Genomic DNA, 14,785 nt, shown 5'->3' on the forward strand with positions numbered 1-14,785 from the left:
TCCATGTGTATCCATACCCACCTATGAACAGGCAAGAGACGACTGGAGATATTCTGCAGAACAGCATCGCTTCCAAAGCGGCCGCCGCCCAATTTTATCAGCGCCTTTTTTCGTATGCTCCTGCTGCAGATCAATCCCTCATCAGGCAGGCTTTTGAAAAAGAATCAGCTGTTTTGAATGAGCAGACCGTCCTTTATACCCAGATGACAGGAAGACAGCCTTCTCTCAAGGCCGCACCGCCGGCTTTCACGACCTATCAGGATGGGCTGCAGAAAGCATACGAAATGAAGCTCAATCACTATAATTATGATCAGCAGGCGTTCAGGGCACTGCAGGGCACCCCATGTGAGCCGTGTCTTCAGCGTGCCTGTCAAAGTAATGCCGATGAAGCAGGCCGGTGGTACAGATTGTTGAACCGTCAGGAAGGCTCAGGATCTACAGTGGACTTCGGCGGTCAGCCTTATGTGCTGGATATCGAAAAAGCGACCGTTCAAAACGATACGTTCCGCACAGCCATCTGGACGGGGGACGATCTTCAGGTTACGTTAATGAGCATCGGTGTCGGAGATGATATCGGCCTTGAAATTCATCCGGATGTTGATCAGTTTCTCCGTCTGGAGCAGGGACGTGGGAAAGTACAAATCGGACCTGAAAAAGACCAGCTTACATTTGAACGGGAAGTTTCGGATGACTATGCAATCATGATTCCAGCAGGAATGTGGCATAACGTAACAAATACCGGGGACGTTCCCATGAAGCTGTATTCCATCTACGCCCCTCCAGAGCATCCATTCGGCACGGTTCATAAGACAAAAGCGGATGCGTTGGCTGCGGAGGCTGAAGAATAAAGGTTTGTCATGAGAAACCTTGAGGTTCGATCCCCCTTTTGTAATAATTGAAATAAACAGGGGGGATAAAATGAAGCTCTCGTATTTTTTATTGCTGATTATTTTCATGATGCAGGGGACGGCATTAGTGAATGTCACCCTTTTTGAAAACAACTGGAACGGTGTGATGCTCTGGATCAATACCAGTCTTTTTATCATTGCAACCGCTTTAACGGTGAAACCTGCAGATTCCAGTCATAAAGACCATTAAAAGGTACGTTTCCCCGTATGGGAACGTACTTTTTTTATGCGGAAGTAGAGGGATGGATTCCGGGTACACTAGGAAAAAGGATTTACATAATTATTACATGGCATTAACTAATTCTTACCATTACTTATTCTGTTATTAACATAAGGCTACTAGTATGAACCATGTAATCACATGAACGGAGGAGAATGATTTTGAAAAAACAGCTTGTAAAGAAAGTATTGTCAGTGACAGCGTTGTCCTGCTTGTTTTTTGGCAGTGTGGATTATCCATCATACATAAGTGCTGAAGACCACAATGAAGAAGTGAAGAACGTCATATTTATGGTTGGGGACGGGATGGGACCTGCCTATACGACCGGGTACCGTTACTTTAAAGATGATCCAGACACCAAGGACATGGAGCCGACGGCTTTTGATCCCTATCTTGTTGGAATGCAGTCGGTCTATTCCCATGACCCTTATCACGATGGCGGGGAAGAGGACGAAAAGGAGAATATTCCGGATTCCGCAGCGACGGCTACATCCATGTCTTCCGGGGTGAAAACGTACAACGGAGCCATTGCCAAAGATCTGGAGAAGGATGATACAAAGACAGTGCTGGAGGCAGCCAAGGAAAAAGGGATGTCCACAGGACTTGTGGCTACTTCCCAAATCAATCATGCTACACCAGCCGCTTACGGAACACATGATGAGTCCCGCCAGAATTACAATGACATTGCCGATGATTACTTCGATGATCAGATTGATGGAGCTCATAAGGTTGATGTGCTTCTCGGTGGTGGAACGGATTATTTTATTCGTGAAGACCGTGACCTGACAAAAGAATTTCAGAAAGACGGCTATGACTATGTGACAACGACCGAGGAGATGGAAGATTCTGAAGCAGATCAATTGCTTGGCCTTTTTGCTCCTGTCGGATTGGATAAAGCTATCGACCGTCCGGAAGAGCAGCCTTCTCTGGCTGATATGACTGAAACCGCTCTTGAAAAGCTGAAAAACAATGAAGAAGGCTTCTTCCTTATGGTTGAAGGAAGCCAGATTGACTGGGCCGGGCATGATAACGATGTCGTAGCTGCCATGAGTGAAATGGAAGATTTCGAAGGAGCTTTCGAGGAAGTGATGGCTTTTGCTGAAGAGGATGAAGAAACACTGGTTGTTACAACCGCGGACCATTCTACAGGCGGGTTTTCCCTGGGAGAAGGTGGTCCTTATAAGTGGGATCCCGATGTCATTCATGCCGCTTCCCATACGCCTGATTATATGGCCGGACAGATTGTGGAAGAAGGGGCTGACGTAGAGAAAACCTTGACAGAGTCTATCGATTTCGAATTAACAGAAGAAGAGATCACCTCCGTTCAGGATGCTGTAAATAACGGAAACGATGAGGAAAAAATGGTAGAAGTGGATAATGCAATCGAGGCCATCTTCAACAAGCGGTCCGGTACAGGGTGGACAACAGACGGTCATACAGGTGTGGATGTTCCGGTATATGCCTATGGTCCGGCCTCGGATCGCTTCTCTGGATTTATTGACAATACGGACAATGCTAAAATCATTTTTGAACTGCTGAATAGTGAGGAAAAGGAAGGAGAAGGTGCCCCTCTGGCTGATACAGCCACTTCCTATCCGTTGGGTCTGCTGGCGGGCGCAGTTGCCGCCGGGGCAGCAGGTGTCATTCTTTTCTTTAGAAGAAAACAGCTGAAAGCGTAACAAACTGCGGGATAAAGGAGAGATCCGATGATTCAAAAGCTGAGCGTTGCCTTATTGCTGCTGGGACTGGTGCTGGTATTTTGGAATGGCTTCCAATGGTGGTCGGAAAGCCGTGTCGCTCTTTATGATGCAGAGATGCAGGATGCTCCTTATTCTCCGGGGAGGGGATCGTCTCCATCCGAGGATTTCGTCGCAGCAGAAACTCTTGAAAGCTATCAAGAAGGCGGGGAAATCGGAGAGCTTACGATTCCCAAACTCGGCAGGCGTTATCCTGTATTTTTCGGGACAGAGGCCGGCACATTGAAAGAAGGCGCCGGCCTGTATGATACCTCGTATACGACTCTTCCGTCTGAAAAGGGGCATACTGCGCTTGCGGGCCACAGAGAAACGGTCTTCCGCGGTCTGGACGGTCTTGTTCCCGGAGACTTCCTTTACCTTACAGAAGGGGACTATGAATACGAGTACCAGATTAACCGGGTCTGGGTGACAGATGAACAAGATACGTCTGTCATCGTAGAAAAAGACTCTCCCACTTTAACCTTGACGACGTGCTATCCCTTTGACTTCATCGGCTCAGCTCCTGAACGTTTTATCGTGCAGGCTGAGTTTGTAAAAAGGCACGAACTGCCTTAAGCTTAGCGCTGCCTCTTTCCATTGGGAAGAGGCTTTTCTTTTTGTTAACCTTTCTGAATATTCTTTACTCTGCGCATGGAAAACCATACACTAAAAGAGATCGTGATTTCTTACATACCAGAAAGGCTGATGCGTATGAGGAACATTCTCACTCCCTTTGACAAGGAAGGTAAATCGTCTCTATTGTCTTGAATCAATCATGAACTGGAGGAGTCGGTATTGAAGACTATAGGTGATCTAACCATTGTTGAATATCATGATGGATTGGCGGAAAGTACAGCCGAGATGTGGAACGAAAGTCGTGGAGAATGGGGGGGAGATCTGGTCGTTACGACGGCGGAGGATGTGAAGGAAAAGGAAAACGCCTCTACGAACCTGAACCTGTTCCTTGCGCTCGACGGCGATAAAGTCGTCGGTTACTGTGGCCTGTCGGAGTACAGGGAAGATCAGGAAGCTTTATATATCCCATTGTTGAACGTTCATCCGGATTATCATGGAAGAAAGATCGGGCGGGAGCTCTTGAAGAAAGCGATCGATCAAACGGTAGCCTATGGATGGCCGCGCCTGGACTTGTTTACATGGCCCGGCAACACTAAGGCGGTCCCTCTCTATAAAAAATGCGGATTTTTCTGGGAGGAGCGGGATGATACGACTCACTTGATGAACTTCATTCCACAGGTGCTGCAAATGGAGGTCCTCCGTCCATTCTTTCAGGAGCATGACTGGTACAGCACCAGCCAGCGCCCGATTGAAGTAAAGCCGGATGGACAAAAGGCTGGAAAGCATACCGTTTATGAATATAAATGGCAGGCACCGGACGACCGTTTTGTCAGGGTCCAGTTTGAACGGACAGGCCGAGGCATTCATTTGATTGAAACAGAGGATTTTTCCATTCAGATGGATCTTCCTGACTTTAAACTACGGGAAAATGAAACATACGCCACCTGCATTCATGTCGTCAACAAACAGGCAGCCCCAGCCACGTTTCATTTAGAAGGGGTGTCATCAGAACTCGTGGACCATCGCGTCCCGATGATCACTACGGTGGAGAAGGAAGTAACGGTGAACGGGGAGGTCGGGGTGACGGCCCCGGAACAGAAGCCGAGTCCTTGGAAAACCCACCCTGTAGTTGAAGCGGTCGTCCACATAAACGGTTGGTCCGTTCCATTGAAAATGGGCGTGTATCCAATCAAGGCAGGAAACGTCACGGTACGAACGGTCCAGCCCAGCTGGAGACCGGGGCAGGAGGGTCCGTTGTACCTGGATCTGGAAAGTCACTTGGAAAAGCCTTCTATATGGACCATCCGTCTTCCGGATCAGAACGTGCTGGAGTGGCACACACCCAGCATACAGGTGGATGTGGACGGCGGTTCTCGTGCTTCCATCCCTGTACCCATCACCCTTCGGAAAAACGGATTTTTGAAGGAGGAGATTTCGGTAGCTGTCAAAGAAGAGGGCAGGCCTTCCTTTGAATTCACCGCCATCCTTTCCTACGCCTTCCCGGGCCATGGAGCTAAATTCGGAGGAGAAACAGAAACGAAGTGGTTTGGGTTTAATGGTCCGTACTATGCAGAAATGGAGAAGCGGAACCAGTTTATTGAAGTCGGATCGATTCGGTCGAACGAAGATCCTGTGAAGCTGATGACTCCTCACCTGGGAAGACCCTTCAGTCAGGAATTTTCAAAAAAAGAAGCGTCCACAGTGGAATTCATCGAACTTCCAGAAGCTTTTGTTTTGAAAACGACACTAGAATCCCAAGCGTTTACAGGCCTTCTGCTCAACACGTATATCAAAATTTTTGGCGATGGTGTGGTGGAGGTCCATCACGAAATCATCAACCAGGGACCAGCGAAGGAAAGCGTTCACCTGCAGATTCCGGTTTACCCGATGTACAAGCAGTTGGTCATTCCTTATAGAGAAGGAGTCGCTGTGAATAGGGAAGCATCGATTCCTTTTACCGAATACCTGCGTGATAAAGAGATCTCGGAACCATGGCTGTTTTCAAAAAACTCCTGCGGAGACACGAAAGCTCTTGCTTGGCCGGAGGAAGCCAGAGGAAGAGGAGACGACTGGCGTTTTGCCATCGTGTATGAAACAGGCGGGCTGGGGGAACAGGAAAAACGCAGCCTGGGCCCGATAAAAGTCGGCTTCAATGCCACAGCCGACTGGAAAGACTGGCGATCCCTTGTTAAAGGTGAAGACGGGAAACACCTGAAGGAATACCCGCTGTTCGCGCTGGAAGCAGCCGGGCAGCGTTTTATATCCCGCGCAGGAGAACGGGTCCCCTACACCTTCCGCTCCTTGTTGACTCCGTATCTTCACGGCTCATTAACGATTCGTCAGGACGGGGAAACGTACCGGGAGGAAACCACAGTTGAACAAAAGCGGACAAAAATGGAAATCATGATGGAGCACTCGTCTCCAGGGATTCATACCATCCATGGCCGCTTCCGCTCCAGAGGACAAGCAGCTGCTCTCCACACCTGCCAGCTTGTAACAGGGGACGAGGCAGTAGAGGTCACCAACCGCAATGATGTGTGGACCGTGAATAATGGCGGATTTACTTTTCATGCATCCGCGTCGTATTATCCCGGCATATACTCGTTGTTATATGAGGGTCAGGAAATGTTTCATCATCAATACCCGGAGGCGGGACCGAAAAGCTGGTGGAATCCATGGGGCGGCGGGCTGCGTTTTGCACTCCCGGAAGTGAGTGCTTATTCCATGATGAAAGAGGATACCCGCATATCACGGGCAGACCGAACGGACTCACTCGGCCATACGTGGAGCGGCCTATTATTATCTACAACCTTGCAGGAACATGAAAGTATGAGAGGACTGACACTCCGGCAGTATGTTCTTACCCTCCCAGGTGTGCCTATCCTGGCGGTCTTCGCTGAGATCGCCCCGCCTGTGCATCGCACGTTTTATGAGGAGAAGGTGAATCTTGAGACTTTTCTCAAGCCAGGGAAGGAACTGGACAGCTGTTATCTGAAACTGCCGGGAAGCGGGGTTTTCCATACGTATTACGCCGGTGTAGAGGAATATGAATTGGAAAATACATCAGCCGTGTGGATAGGTTCTGATGAGCACGAGAAGAAGATGACGTTTCTTCATCCACAAGCCAGTAAAGAAGCAGGCAGCTACGTGAATCAGGATGTGATGTACCTGGAGTCTGTACAGAACTGGTGTGCCGCAGAAGGTGGTATTTTCCAGACTTCTCCTGCCTTTCTGTACGGCGGAGGCGAAGAAAATACTCAGGCCCATCACCTGTTTTATGGACTGGCGTTTCCAGAAAAGGATTCTCCCTCGTGAAAATCATAGATGCGCATATTCATTTTTCCAACATTGGAAGCTTTAAAGAAACAGCTGAAAAGCTTTCGCGCGTTCATTATAGTGCGGATGGATTGGAAAAGGAGATGAAAGACAACCGTATTGAAGCTTGTATCGGGATGGGAGTGACAGAAACGGAGCACGAGGAATTCCCTGCCCGTCATGCATCGACACCGATGCTCCTGGATTTAGAAGAAACCCCAGGTCGAGTGGCGGTCTGCCCCGGAGTTAACCCATGGAGACTCGATGGATCAGGGCTTGATGCCCTTGAAAAAGAACTGCAGAAACCAGAATCGGTGGGGGTGAAAATCTATTTAGGCTACTACCCCTTTTATGCCTGTGATGCTGTTTATCAACCCGTGTATGATTTGGCTGCAGCTTATCGAGTTCCTGTTGTCCTGCATACCGGCGATACGTATTCCGAGCGGGGATTGTTGAAATATTCCCATCCGCTTACCCTTGATGAAGCGGCGGTCATGAGAAGAGATGTCCAGTTTATGATGGCTCACCTTGGGGATCCGTGGGTGTTGACGGGAGCGGAAGTAGTCTATAAAAATCCGAATATGTACGCAGATCTTTCAGGGTGGATCGTCGGAGCCGGAGTGGAAGTGGAAGAAAAAAGACGGGGCAGGCATTTTGATCACATCCGTCATGCGCTCACTTACTGTGAACACTATGAAAAGCTTCTGTTCGGGTCTGATTGGCCGCTTGTGCCGATCGGGGATTATGCGGCATGCATCGGGGATTTGATTCCCTCCCGTCATATGGAAGATGTCTTTTACGATAATGCGCTGCGGTTATTTCCGAAGCTTCGGGCTTTTATTGAAAATGGAACAAGCGGACGGTGAATCCACCGTTCGTTTTTTTCGAATGGAATAAGGATTTCTATGCTACTATTATAGTAGAAAATTATCGATGATTGGCAGAGGAGAAGAGAAATGCGGGCGATTGTCATGGGTGTGCCGATTTTAAAAGGAGGATGACTATGACACATACGGTTGACGTCACGGGTGTGGAAGACTGTGGGAACGCGCCTAAGAAGCTATGGCTGAAGGCGTTTAACGAGGCTTTCAAACAGGAGATGCCGCTTATATTCTGGATCAGGTGACTGATGATGTGATATGGAGGATCATTGGAGAAACTAATGTTATCCAAGGGAAAGCGGCGTTTGCTGAGGAACTGAAGTCCATGACGGAATACAAAGTCAGCGGGCTTCATTTTGATCAGATCATTACGCACGGAAGCACCGGATCCGCGAACGGAACGATCCTCATGCAAAGCGGCAGGCAGTATGGATTCTGCGATGTTTATCTGTTTACAAGTGCTGGAAAAAAGGCGCGGTTGAAGGAGATTACCTCCTACCTCATCCCACTCCCCTCGAGCTCCAGCTGATTCTGAAATACAGATTCGTCATCATTTGGTGGAACGCCTCCGCGTTTATTACTGTATGTATTAAAAAAGAAGCACACAGCGGTGTGCTTCTTTTTTGGAATTTAATAATCCTGCCATGCTTTTTGATACAACTGGATGAGTACGGGGCGGTTCAACGTATTGACTGGGATATCAAAGGTCTCTCCGTTCTCTTCCTCGATCAAAGCATCCGTATCATTGCCGAACGCGAACAACGCGCGTGCGGTCTCCTCATTTAAGAAGGACAGGTTGTCTGAGACCTCCAGGTTGTCAAGATTGATTTTTTCCCGTGAGGCCAGCGTGAACCCCCAGTTTCCGAAACTTGGTACATCCAGATGGTAGCTGTCCGTATACAATCCAGTTTCCTTCATCGTTTCGTGGATGGTCCAGAAGACTTTAGGTGCAAAAACAGGGCTTGTGGACTGCATGCTGATTTTCCCGCCGGGGGCAAGATGGTTACGGACGAGCGAATAAAATTGAGTGGTATACAATTTATTCAATCCCTCATTGTTCGGGTCGGGAAGGTCTCCGATGATGACATCATAGAATTCTTCATTTTCCTGCAGATACTGAAAAGCATCAGCGTGAACGACCTTAACACGGTCATCCTTGAGGGCCCCTTCATTTAGGCGGAGCAGCTCATGATGAGTGTTGGCCAGATCCGTCATTTCCGGGTCGAGGTCTACGAGTGTGATGTCTTCCACCTGTTCATGTTTCAACACTTCGCGAACAGCGAGACCATCTCCGCCTCCAAGGATAAGGACGTTCCTTTTCTGTTCGGCAAGAGCCATAGGAATATGGACAAGGGCTTCATGGTAGCGGTACTCATCACTTTCTGAGAACTGCAGCTGTCCATTCAAATAAAGACGTACATCGTTCGGCTCCTTGGTCAGGATGATCCGCTGATATTGGGTATCCTCAGCATAAATCACCGGATCGGCATACACCCTCTGCTCAAAGGCTGCGGCGTATTTCTCACCAAAAAGGAAGCCCCACCCGAGCAGAAGCAGAATAAGCACACCACTCAGCTTATGAAGAGCCGGACGGTGGATTTCTTTACGAAAATAGAACGTAAGGAACAAGGCAATGACTGCGTTGATCGCAGCAACTAAAAAGGCCGTTTTGATCAGTCCCAGTGCAGGCCTCAGAAGAAGGGCGAACCCGATGGATCCGATCAAGCTTCCTGCATAGTCAAAAAATAAAACACGGGCCGTGCTTTTACTGATATCCGCCCGTATGTCCTGCACACGCCTGATTAAAATCGGCAGTTCTAATCCGGTCAGGAAACCGGTCAGGGAAATGACAATATACAAATAAACCTGTGCGGTTCCCTGATCGAAGAAGGAAGAGAAAAAGAACAGACCAAAAACAGAAAAACCGCCAATGATGGCAATCAAAAATTCAGCTTGTACGAATCGAGTCACAAGCCGGTTTTTCAAACGTTCACTAACAGCCGCCCCAATCCCCATGGCCATTAAAAAAAGGCCGATGGTAATGCAGTAGTAAAGGACACTGTCCCCGAACAAGTAGCTTCCAGCCGCCCCGTAGAGAACTTGAAAGACGATTCCGCAGATGGAGACAATTCCTGATGATAAATATAAGTATCTCTGGGCGTTCATATAGTACCTCCCGCAGGCTTACGTAATGCTGCCTGCCACGGCAAAGCCGATGAAAATGCTCACGGCAGCCGCAACGATTGCAACCGCTACGTTGTTTTTACGGATTTCGTCTTCTGCTTTGAAAGGGGTGACCAGTTCAAAGAGGTAATAGCCGGCAATCATTAATACAAATCCGATTAAAATCCAGATTGCTGCGCCCCAGATGCTCAAGTTGTGGGCAATGGACGCTTGTGTAATGATGCCGAGGCCGATCAATTTACCGGCAAACTGTGTACCGACAGCCACATTTCCGTTCAGCAGCTCCTGACGGTCATCATAGGGGGTGAATTTTTCAAAAACGGCCATGCAGATCCCGGCAATAAGGAGCATGAGCACCCAGTAGACAAGGGTAAGCAGCAGCTCTGTGGCGTCAAGGATCTCTGAAAATTCGAAGGCAAACATAGGTCATACACTCCTGTCTTTCATTATTTTCCTGTACCTGGTCCTCCACCGCGAATACCACCCGGTGAATTTGAGGAGTATCTCAAGGTCGGAAGCTTTCCACTGTTCTTCACATAACCGCCGCCGAGGATGTACCCGGTATATATGAATCCTCCACCCCTGGATTCAAAATCCATATCAAATTCCTTTTCAGCCTCACGGGCTATGCCGTAATCAGAAAAGAAGGCGGTGGAGTAGTTGTTACGTACAAATTCTTCTCCAGACATTTCAACGAGAGAATCATTGGCGTCTTTCGGGTCTTCAAAAACCTGCACAAGCAGATCATCATAAATCATAAGATGACGGCCGTTTTTTGAGGCTTCGTACATCGGTTCGTTTGTATCCATGATCTGATTGGCGACCGTAGTTACCGTTTGATTGGAAGCCCGGTATATTTCAGATTTGTTTTCCCTGTCGTCATAGACGATGTCCTCCAGGGGATACGTGTTGTCAACCGCTCCCTGCACGGAGGAACAACCTCCCATGATGATCAATAGAAGAAAAAAACTGTAGCTGATCCATCGCTTCATTGGTTCACCTCCTGACAGCCGTAGTAAAATTCGGTTGAAAAAGCCGTGGGTGTTTCAAAGCCGGGTTAAGCAGGCGGGCCCAGGGACATTTTCCCATTTCATCCTCTTTCATTATACTTGTGTACGAACGAGGACTCAATGATGTTTCATTCATGATGGTTCAGGTCTTTTGACTTCGAGAGGTATCAGACCTTATACTGAACAGAGGAACTGCAGCTTAGACAGGGAAAGAAGAGATGCCATGAACTTACGTGTAGAAGACTACATCAGCATCAAGCTCCACCAGACAGACTTGAAACTGACAAGTGAGATCAAATCACGCCTTCAGCCCTACAACCTTGCACCTGAACAAAATCTAGTCATGATGCTGTTGTGGGAAAAAGACGGACTGACTCAAAACCAGCTTTCTGAAAAACTTGGAAAAGATAAGACGAATATTGCCAGAATGGTAGTGAATCTCGAAGGGAAAGGCTTTATTGAACGGAAATTCTGCCCTAGAGACCGCCGTTCCCTGGAGGTGTATCTGACTGAGGACGGGCGGAAATTGAAAGAAGAAGTGGTCCCTGTTTCCGAAGCGTTCAACGCGGATGTGACGGAGGGGCTGAGTAAGCAGGATTTGGAACATCTGGATCAAGTGCTGACAAAAATCCTGAACAATATAAAAGGGTAAGCGTCCCTTTTTTTGTTGATATAGTATGTGTAGCAACTAAATGGGGGAAAGGATGGTTGAATGACATTCCAAAGAGAACTCAAGGAGAAGTGGAGAGTGGAATACACTGAGATGGGGTTTCCGGCTGTGCAGAAAGGCTGGGTGCTTCCTGTTGAACGGTGGCGTGATTTTGATCCATTCATCCTGATGGCGGAGGATTGGTTCAAAAAGGGTACCTTTCCTGACCATCCTCATAGAGGTTTTCAAACCGTTACCTATGTTGTGGATGGAAGGCTCGAGCATATTGATAACGCAGGGGGGCGTGAAATTCTTGAACCCGGTGACGTCCAGTATATGAATGCCGGGTGGTCGGCCCGTCACGCAGAAGATGGGGTGGAAGATGATATTGCCCATACGCTTCAGTTGTGGCTGAACCTTCCAAAGGATCAAAAGCAATCCGGCACGTTGTATCAGAATGTCTATCAGGAGGATGCCCCTGTCATTTCTTTTAGCGGAGGCAGTGTAAAAGTGTTCTCTGGAAATATCGCAGGAGTGACCGGTCCTCTCGATTCCATCGTTCCTATTACGTTGACGGAATGGACGATGGGAGAAGGGGCTTCCTATACGATGTCCCTGCCTGAAAACCACAATGCTTTTGTTTACGTGCTGGCAGGAGAGGCAGAAATAGGGGTGGATAGACAGAAAATGTCTAAGCACGAGGCCGGTCTGCTTACTTTTCGTGAAAATGGAGGAGAGGATAGTACTCTGACGATCCGTTCAAAAAAACGGCGCACCAAAGTGCTTGTTTATTCTGGAAAACCGATCCGCGAGGAAATTGTCCCGCATGGTCCATTCGTGATGAATTCCATGGAGGAGATCACGCAGGCTTTTGAAGATTTCCGAAATGGAAAATTCGGACCTCCAGCTGTATAAAGGACGTAAAAAAGCCTGGGAGGCAGCTGCCTCTCAGGCTTTTGTTATTGAAGTTCCTGCTGAGAGATTGTTTGCCATACTTTGGCGTTTCGTTAAGGAAACCACCACCTTCTCTGCTTCTTTAAGAACAGCTCTTCCTCTATAGTTGGGCGGCGGTATCTCTTGGGTCTTCCCGATACAAAGGGAGGGTGCAGCAGCGGAAAGCCCCGCCGGATTTAATAATCTCTGAAAAATCAACGGGGAGCACTTCGAACCCTTTCTTTTCCAAGCTTTCATTCAACCGGGTGTGACGGGAGAGGCTGATCACTTTGTTTCTGCCAATCGAAAGCACATTCGGACCCATATGGAACGTTTCGTCCTTTGTAGCAGGGATTACCTCGAACCGCTCCTGAATCAACTGCCACCCCTCATCTGTAAACGCTTCTGGATAAGCGAGGGCTGTGTGAGCATCCAGGATATTCAATACACAGTCCAGATGAAGGGTTCCATCCGCAAGTGAAAGGACATTCACATCTCTATCCGGCTCCTGCTGTTTGAGTTCTTGAACAGCTTCCATCGAAGTCCGCCCGCTGTGACCAATCCAGATTGTATTTGCATCGACGAGGACGTCGCCGCCCTCTATCGGATGGTGAAAGGTACGTATGTCATTCGTGTCACGGCTGTTCATCCAGGCCGTTAATTCACTGGTTTCGCCTTTGCGGACATCTTCTTTCATAGAACTGGTATAGAAATGAGAACCGATGACAAAGCCGATATCTCTTGTGAAAACTTGTTCATGCAGGCTGGATTTAGAGGGAAGCTGGTGGACGGTAATCCCCTCCTCTTTTAGAAGGTGAACAAAATCCCTGTGCTGCTGTAACGCCACATTCGTCTGTATTCCCTCATAATGTTTCTGTGTTTCATTGATTTTAGCTTCGATTCTCATATGACGGGGCTCCGAGACGAGTACGTCCAGCAGTTGACCGTATTCAGTGGAGCAGTTGAATGCTGTTCTAGCAGCCGTATCTTTCACGGGACAAACCTCCATTCTTTCGTTGCTGTATGTTTCCCCATCTCTGAACAGCCGAAACAATAGATTTCCAAGGAGGAATGAGAGAAAATGGTAGAGTGGAATAATGAAGGAGGTATTTGATGGAGTTTAAACAATTAAAGGACTTTGAAGCATTTACAGACCTGTCCCGCCGGTGTTACCCGGGGATGAACCTTTTGACCGCGGAGGATCAGGAGCGCTATACCACCCACCGCAGGAAAATTTCCGGGTATGAAGATGTCCATCCAGTAGGATTGTACGACGGCTCCTCCCTCATTGGAGGTTATTTTGCTTACGATCATAGAATTCAAGTGTATGACCGTAAAGTAGAAGGCGCAGGGATAGGCACGGTAGCCGTAGATCTTCCTTACAAAAAACAGGGACACGCCAAGCAGATCATTACGAAGTTTTTACTGGATGCCAGAAAAGATGGACGTATAGTGACGCACCTTTACCCTTTTCAGCCGTCCTTCTATCAAAAAATGGGTTTTGGGATCGGCCCGGAGTTGTCTGTCTATCAGTTTCATCCTGCTCACCTTCCGAGTTTTGAATCGAGCCTGGATGTTCAGATGCTCACTGCCGATCATATAGAGGACGTTCATACCTGCTACCAGACCTGGGCCGGCCGGACCCACGGCGCAACGGATATTCCTCCTTATGGTTTTACTTTTTTAGAGAAGCCGGAGCAGCATACGATCGGGGTTCGGAATAAAGGAAGACTGGAAGGGTATATGACGTTTGAATTCGAGGCAGGAGGGCACTTCCTGGAAAACGATCTGCACATAAAAAACTTCTTCTATACGACGAAGGAAGCTTACCAAACTCTTGTAACACAGCTGCACAATCAGAAAGATCAGGTCCAATCAGTCAGATTTCCGACGTTTGATGAAGATTTCAGTTTCACATTACATAATCCTGTCCACGTAGAGAATCATTTAATTCATTCTATATATCATAAAACAGCTGAGCAGGGACGCGGACTGATGTACCGCATTATGAATATCCCGGCTTTCCTGGATGCTGTTACCTATCATTCCTTCGGCAGAGATACAATCCGGGTGGGATGGACAGTGAAAGATAGTCTGCTTGGAGAAACCTATGAAGGTGTCTGGCAGTTTGCAGCAGGGAGACCATCCCCGACCAAAGAAGGAGCGGAGGTTCATATAGAACTTGATATCGGCTCTTTTTCCTCCTTAATGATGGGGTGTGTGTCCTTACAATCACTTGAAAAATCAGGCAGAGCCACTGTATCCAAGCCGGTTGATCTTTTCAACCATCCCGAAAAACCGCAATGCTGGACATTTTTCTAGTTCTGACGCAAGGGGAGTGTTGAACAGTGAGCCTTCTGCATACATATAGTA

Annotated in this window: 15 protein-coding genes; 11 read left to right on the forward strand and 4 right to left on the reverse strand. The window is 48.0% G+C overall.

Annotation, left to right across the window (positions count from 1 at the left end):
* Positions 1-5 precede the first annotated feature (5 nt).
* The 8 genes from H615_RS0114315 to H615_RS21435 all read left to right on the forward strand — a co-directional run bounded on the left by H615_RS0114315 (position 6) and on the right by H615_RS21435 (position 8,165).
* Entirely contained in the window at positions 6-848 is an 843-nt protein-coding gene (locus H615_RS0114315; protein ID WP_156896497.1) for a cupin domain-containing protein, read from the forward strand.
* A 70-nt stretch (positions 849-918) separates the two neighbouring features.
* On the forward strand, positions 919-1,098 hold the full coding sequence (locus H615_RS21425; protein WP_035532270.1) for a hypothetical protein: 180 nt from the start codon (positions 919-921) through the stop codon (positions 1,096-1,098).
* 185 nt (positions 1,099-1,283) lie between these two features.
* Entirely contained in the window at positions 1,284-2,807 is a 1,524-nt protein-coding gene (locus tag H615_RS21430) for an alkaline phosphatase (RefSeq protein WP_035532274.1), read from the forward strand.
* A 27-nt stretch (positions 2,808-2,834) separates the two neighbouring features.
* Positions 2,835-3,440 carry a sortase gene (locus tag H615_RS0114330; protein ID WP_027955792.1) on the forward strand — a complete coding sequence of 202 codons (606 nt, stop codon included), beginning with the start codon at positions 2,835-2,837 and terminating at the stop codon, positions 3,438-3,440.
* A 219-nt stretch (positions 3,441-3,659) separates the two neighbouring features.
* Positions 3,660-6,755: a GNAT family N-acetyltransferase gene (locus H615_RS0114335; RefSeq protein WP_027955793.1), complete on the forward strand. Its 3,096-nt coding sequence runs from the start codon at positions 3,660-3,662 to the stop codon at positions 6,753-6,755.
* Positions 6,752-7,621 (forward strand): amidohydrolase family protein, encoded by an 870-nt coding sequence (locus H615_RS0114340; RefSeq protein WP_027955794.1) that lies wholly within the window; start codon positions 6,752-6,754, stop codon positions 7,619-7,621. Before H615_RS0114335 ends, H615_RS0114340 begins: the two co-directional genes overlap by 4 nt.
* Positions 7,622-7,758: 137 nt before the next feature.
* Entirely contained in the window at positions 7,759-7,881 is a 123-nt protein-coding gene (locus H615_RS22830) for a hypothetical protein (protein WP_280513306.1), read from the forward strand.
* An 8-nt stretch (positions 7,882-7,889) separates the two neighbouring features.
* Positions 7,890-8,165: a hypothetical protein gene (locus H615_RS21435; protein ID WP_156896498.1), complete on the forward strand. Its 276-nt coding sequence runs from the start codon at positions 7,890-7,892 to the stop codon at positions 8,163-8,165.
* A gap of 101 nt (positions 8,166-8,266) precedes the next feature.
* Here H615_RS21435 and H615_RS0114350 read toward each other — a convergent pair whose 3' ends face one another.
* Genes H615_RS0114350 through H615_RS0114360 form a run of 3 tightly spaced genes read right to left on the reverse strand, consistent with a single transcriptional unit; the run spans position 8,267 to position 10,812 of the window.
* Entirely contained in the window at positions 8,267-9,802 is a 1,536-nt protein-coding gene (locus H615_RS0114350; protein WP_027955795.1) for a polyamine aminopropyltransferase, read from the reverse strand.
* An 18-nt stretch (positions 9,803-9,820) separates the two neighbouring features.
* On the reverse strand, positions 9,821-10,243 hold the full coding sequence (locus H615_RS0114355; protein WP_027955796.1) for a DUF350 domain-containing protein: 423 nt from the start codon (positions 10,241-10,243) through the stop codon (positions 9,821-9,823).
* A gap of 23 nt (positions 10,244-10,266) precedes the next feature.
* A complete protein-coding gene (locus H615_RS0114360; protein ID WP_027955797.1) occupies positions 10,267-10,812 on the reverse strand; it encodes a DUF4247 domain-containing protein in 546 nt (181 codons plus the stop codon).
* A 241-nt stretch (positions 10,813-11,053) separates the two neighbouring features.
* On the opposite strand from H615_RS0114360, the gene H615_RS0114365 reads away from it, so the two are divergent.
* Together H615_RS0114365 and H615_RS0114370 are read left to right on the forward strand one after the other, a co-directional pair.
* Complete coding sequence (locus H615_RS0114365) at positions 11,054-11,482, forward strand: MarR family winged helix-turn-helix transcriptional regulator (protein WP_027955798.1); 429 nt, start codon at positions 11,054-11,056, stop codon at positions 11,480-11,482.
* A 60-nt stretch (positions 11,483-11,542) separates the two neighbouring features.
* Entirely contained in the window at positions 11,543-12,394 is an 852-nt protein-coding gene (locus H615_RS0114370) for a pirin family protein (RefSeq protein ID WP_027955799.1), read from the forward strand.
* A gap of 139 nt (positions 12,395-12,533) precedes the next feature.
* Here H615_RS0114370 and H615_RS0114380 read toward each other — a convergent pair whose 3' ends face one another.
* Positions 12,534-13,406 carry a dimethylarginine dimethylaminohydrolase family protein gene (locus tag H615_RS0114380; RefSeq protein ID WP_027955800.1) on the reverse strand — a complete coding sequence of 291 codons (873 nt, stop codon included), beginning with the start codon at positions 13,404-13,406 and terminating at the stop codon, positions 12,534-12,536.
* 119 nt (positions 13,407-13,525) lie between these two features.
* Here H615_RS0114380 and H615_RS0114385 point away from each other — a divergent pair, with 119 nt between their 5' ends.
* Positions 13,526-14,734: a GNAT family N-acetyltransferase gene (locus H615_RS0114385; RefSeq protein ID WP_027955801.1), complete on the forward strand. Its 1,209-nt coding sequence runs from the start codon at positions 13,526-13,528 to the stop codon at positions 14,732-14,734.
* Positions 14,735-14,785: the final 51 nt, after the last annotated feature.

It is taken from the genome of Halobacillus kuroshimensis DSM 18393 (assembly GCF_000425705.1).
GTDB classification, from domain to species: domain Bacteria; phylum Bacillota; class Bacilli; order Bacillales; family Halobacillaceae; genus Halobacillus; species Halobacillus kuroshimensis.

Excerpts from the sequence above, each read along its gene's own strand:
- H615_RS0114330 (WP_027955792.1), top strand. The coding sequence starts at position 2,835 with ATGATTCAAAAGCTGAGCGTTGCCTTATTGCTGCTGGGACTGGTGCTG.
- H615_RS0114350 (WP_027955795.1), bottom strand. The coding sequence starts at position 9,802 with ATGAACGCCCAGAGATACTTATATTTATCATCAGGAATTGTCTCCATC.
- H615_RS0114355 (WP_027955796.1), bottom strand. The coding sequence starts at position 10,243 with ATGTTTGCCTTCGAATTTTCAGAGATCCTTGACGCCACAGAGCTGCTG.
- H615_RS0114385 (WP_027955801.1), top strand. The coding sequence starts at position 13,526 with ATGGAGTTTAAACAATTAAAGGACTTTGAAGCATTTACAGACCTGTCC.
- H615_RS0114365 (WP_027955798.1), top strand. The coding sequence starts at position 11,054 with ATGAACTTACGTGTAGAAGACTACATCAGCATCAAGCTCCACCAGACA.
- H615_RS0114370 (WP_027955799.1), top strand. The coding sequence starts at position 11,543 with ATGACATTCCAAAGAGAACTCAAGGAGAAGTGGAGAGTGGAATACACT.
- H615_RS21425 (WP_035532270.1), top strand. The coding sequence starts at position 919 with ATGAAGCTCTCGTATTTTTTATTGCTGATTATTTTCATGATGCAGGGG.
- H615_RS22830 (WP_280513306.1), top strand. The coding sequence starts at position 7,759 with ATGACACATACGGTTGACGTCACGGGTGTGGAAGACTGTGGGAACGCG.
- H615_RS21430 (WP_035532274.1), top strand. The coding sequence starts at position 1,284 with ATGATTTTGAAAAAACAGCTTGTAAAGAAAGTATTGTCAGTGACAGCG.
- H615_RS0114360 (WP_027955797.1), bottom strand. The coding sequence starts at position 10,812 with ATGAAGCGATGGATCAGCTACAGTTTTTTTCTTCTATTGATCATCATG.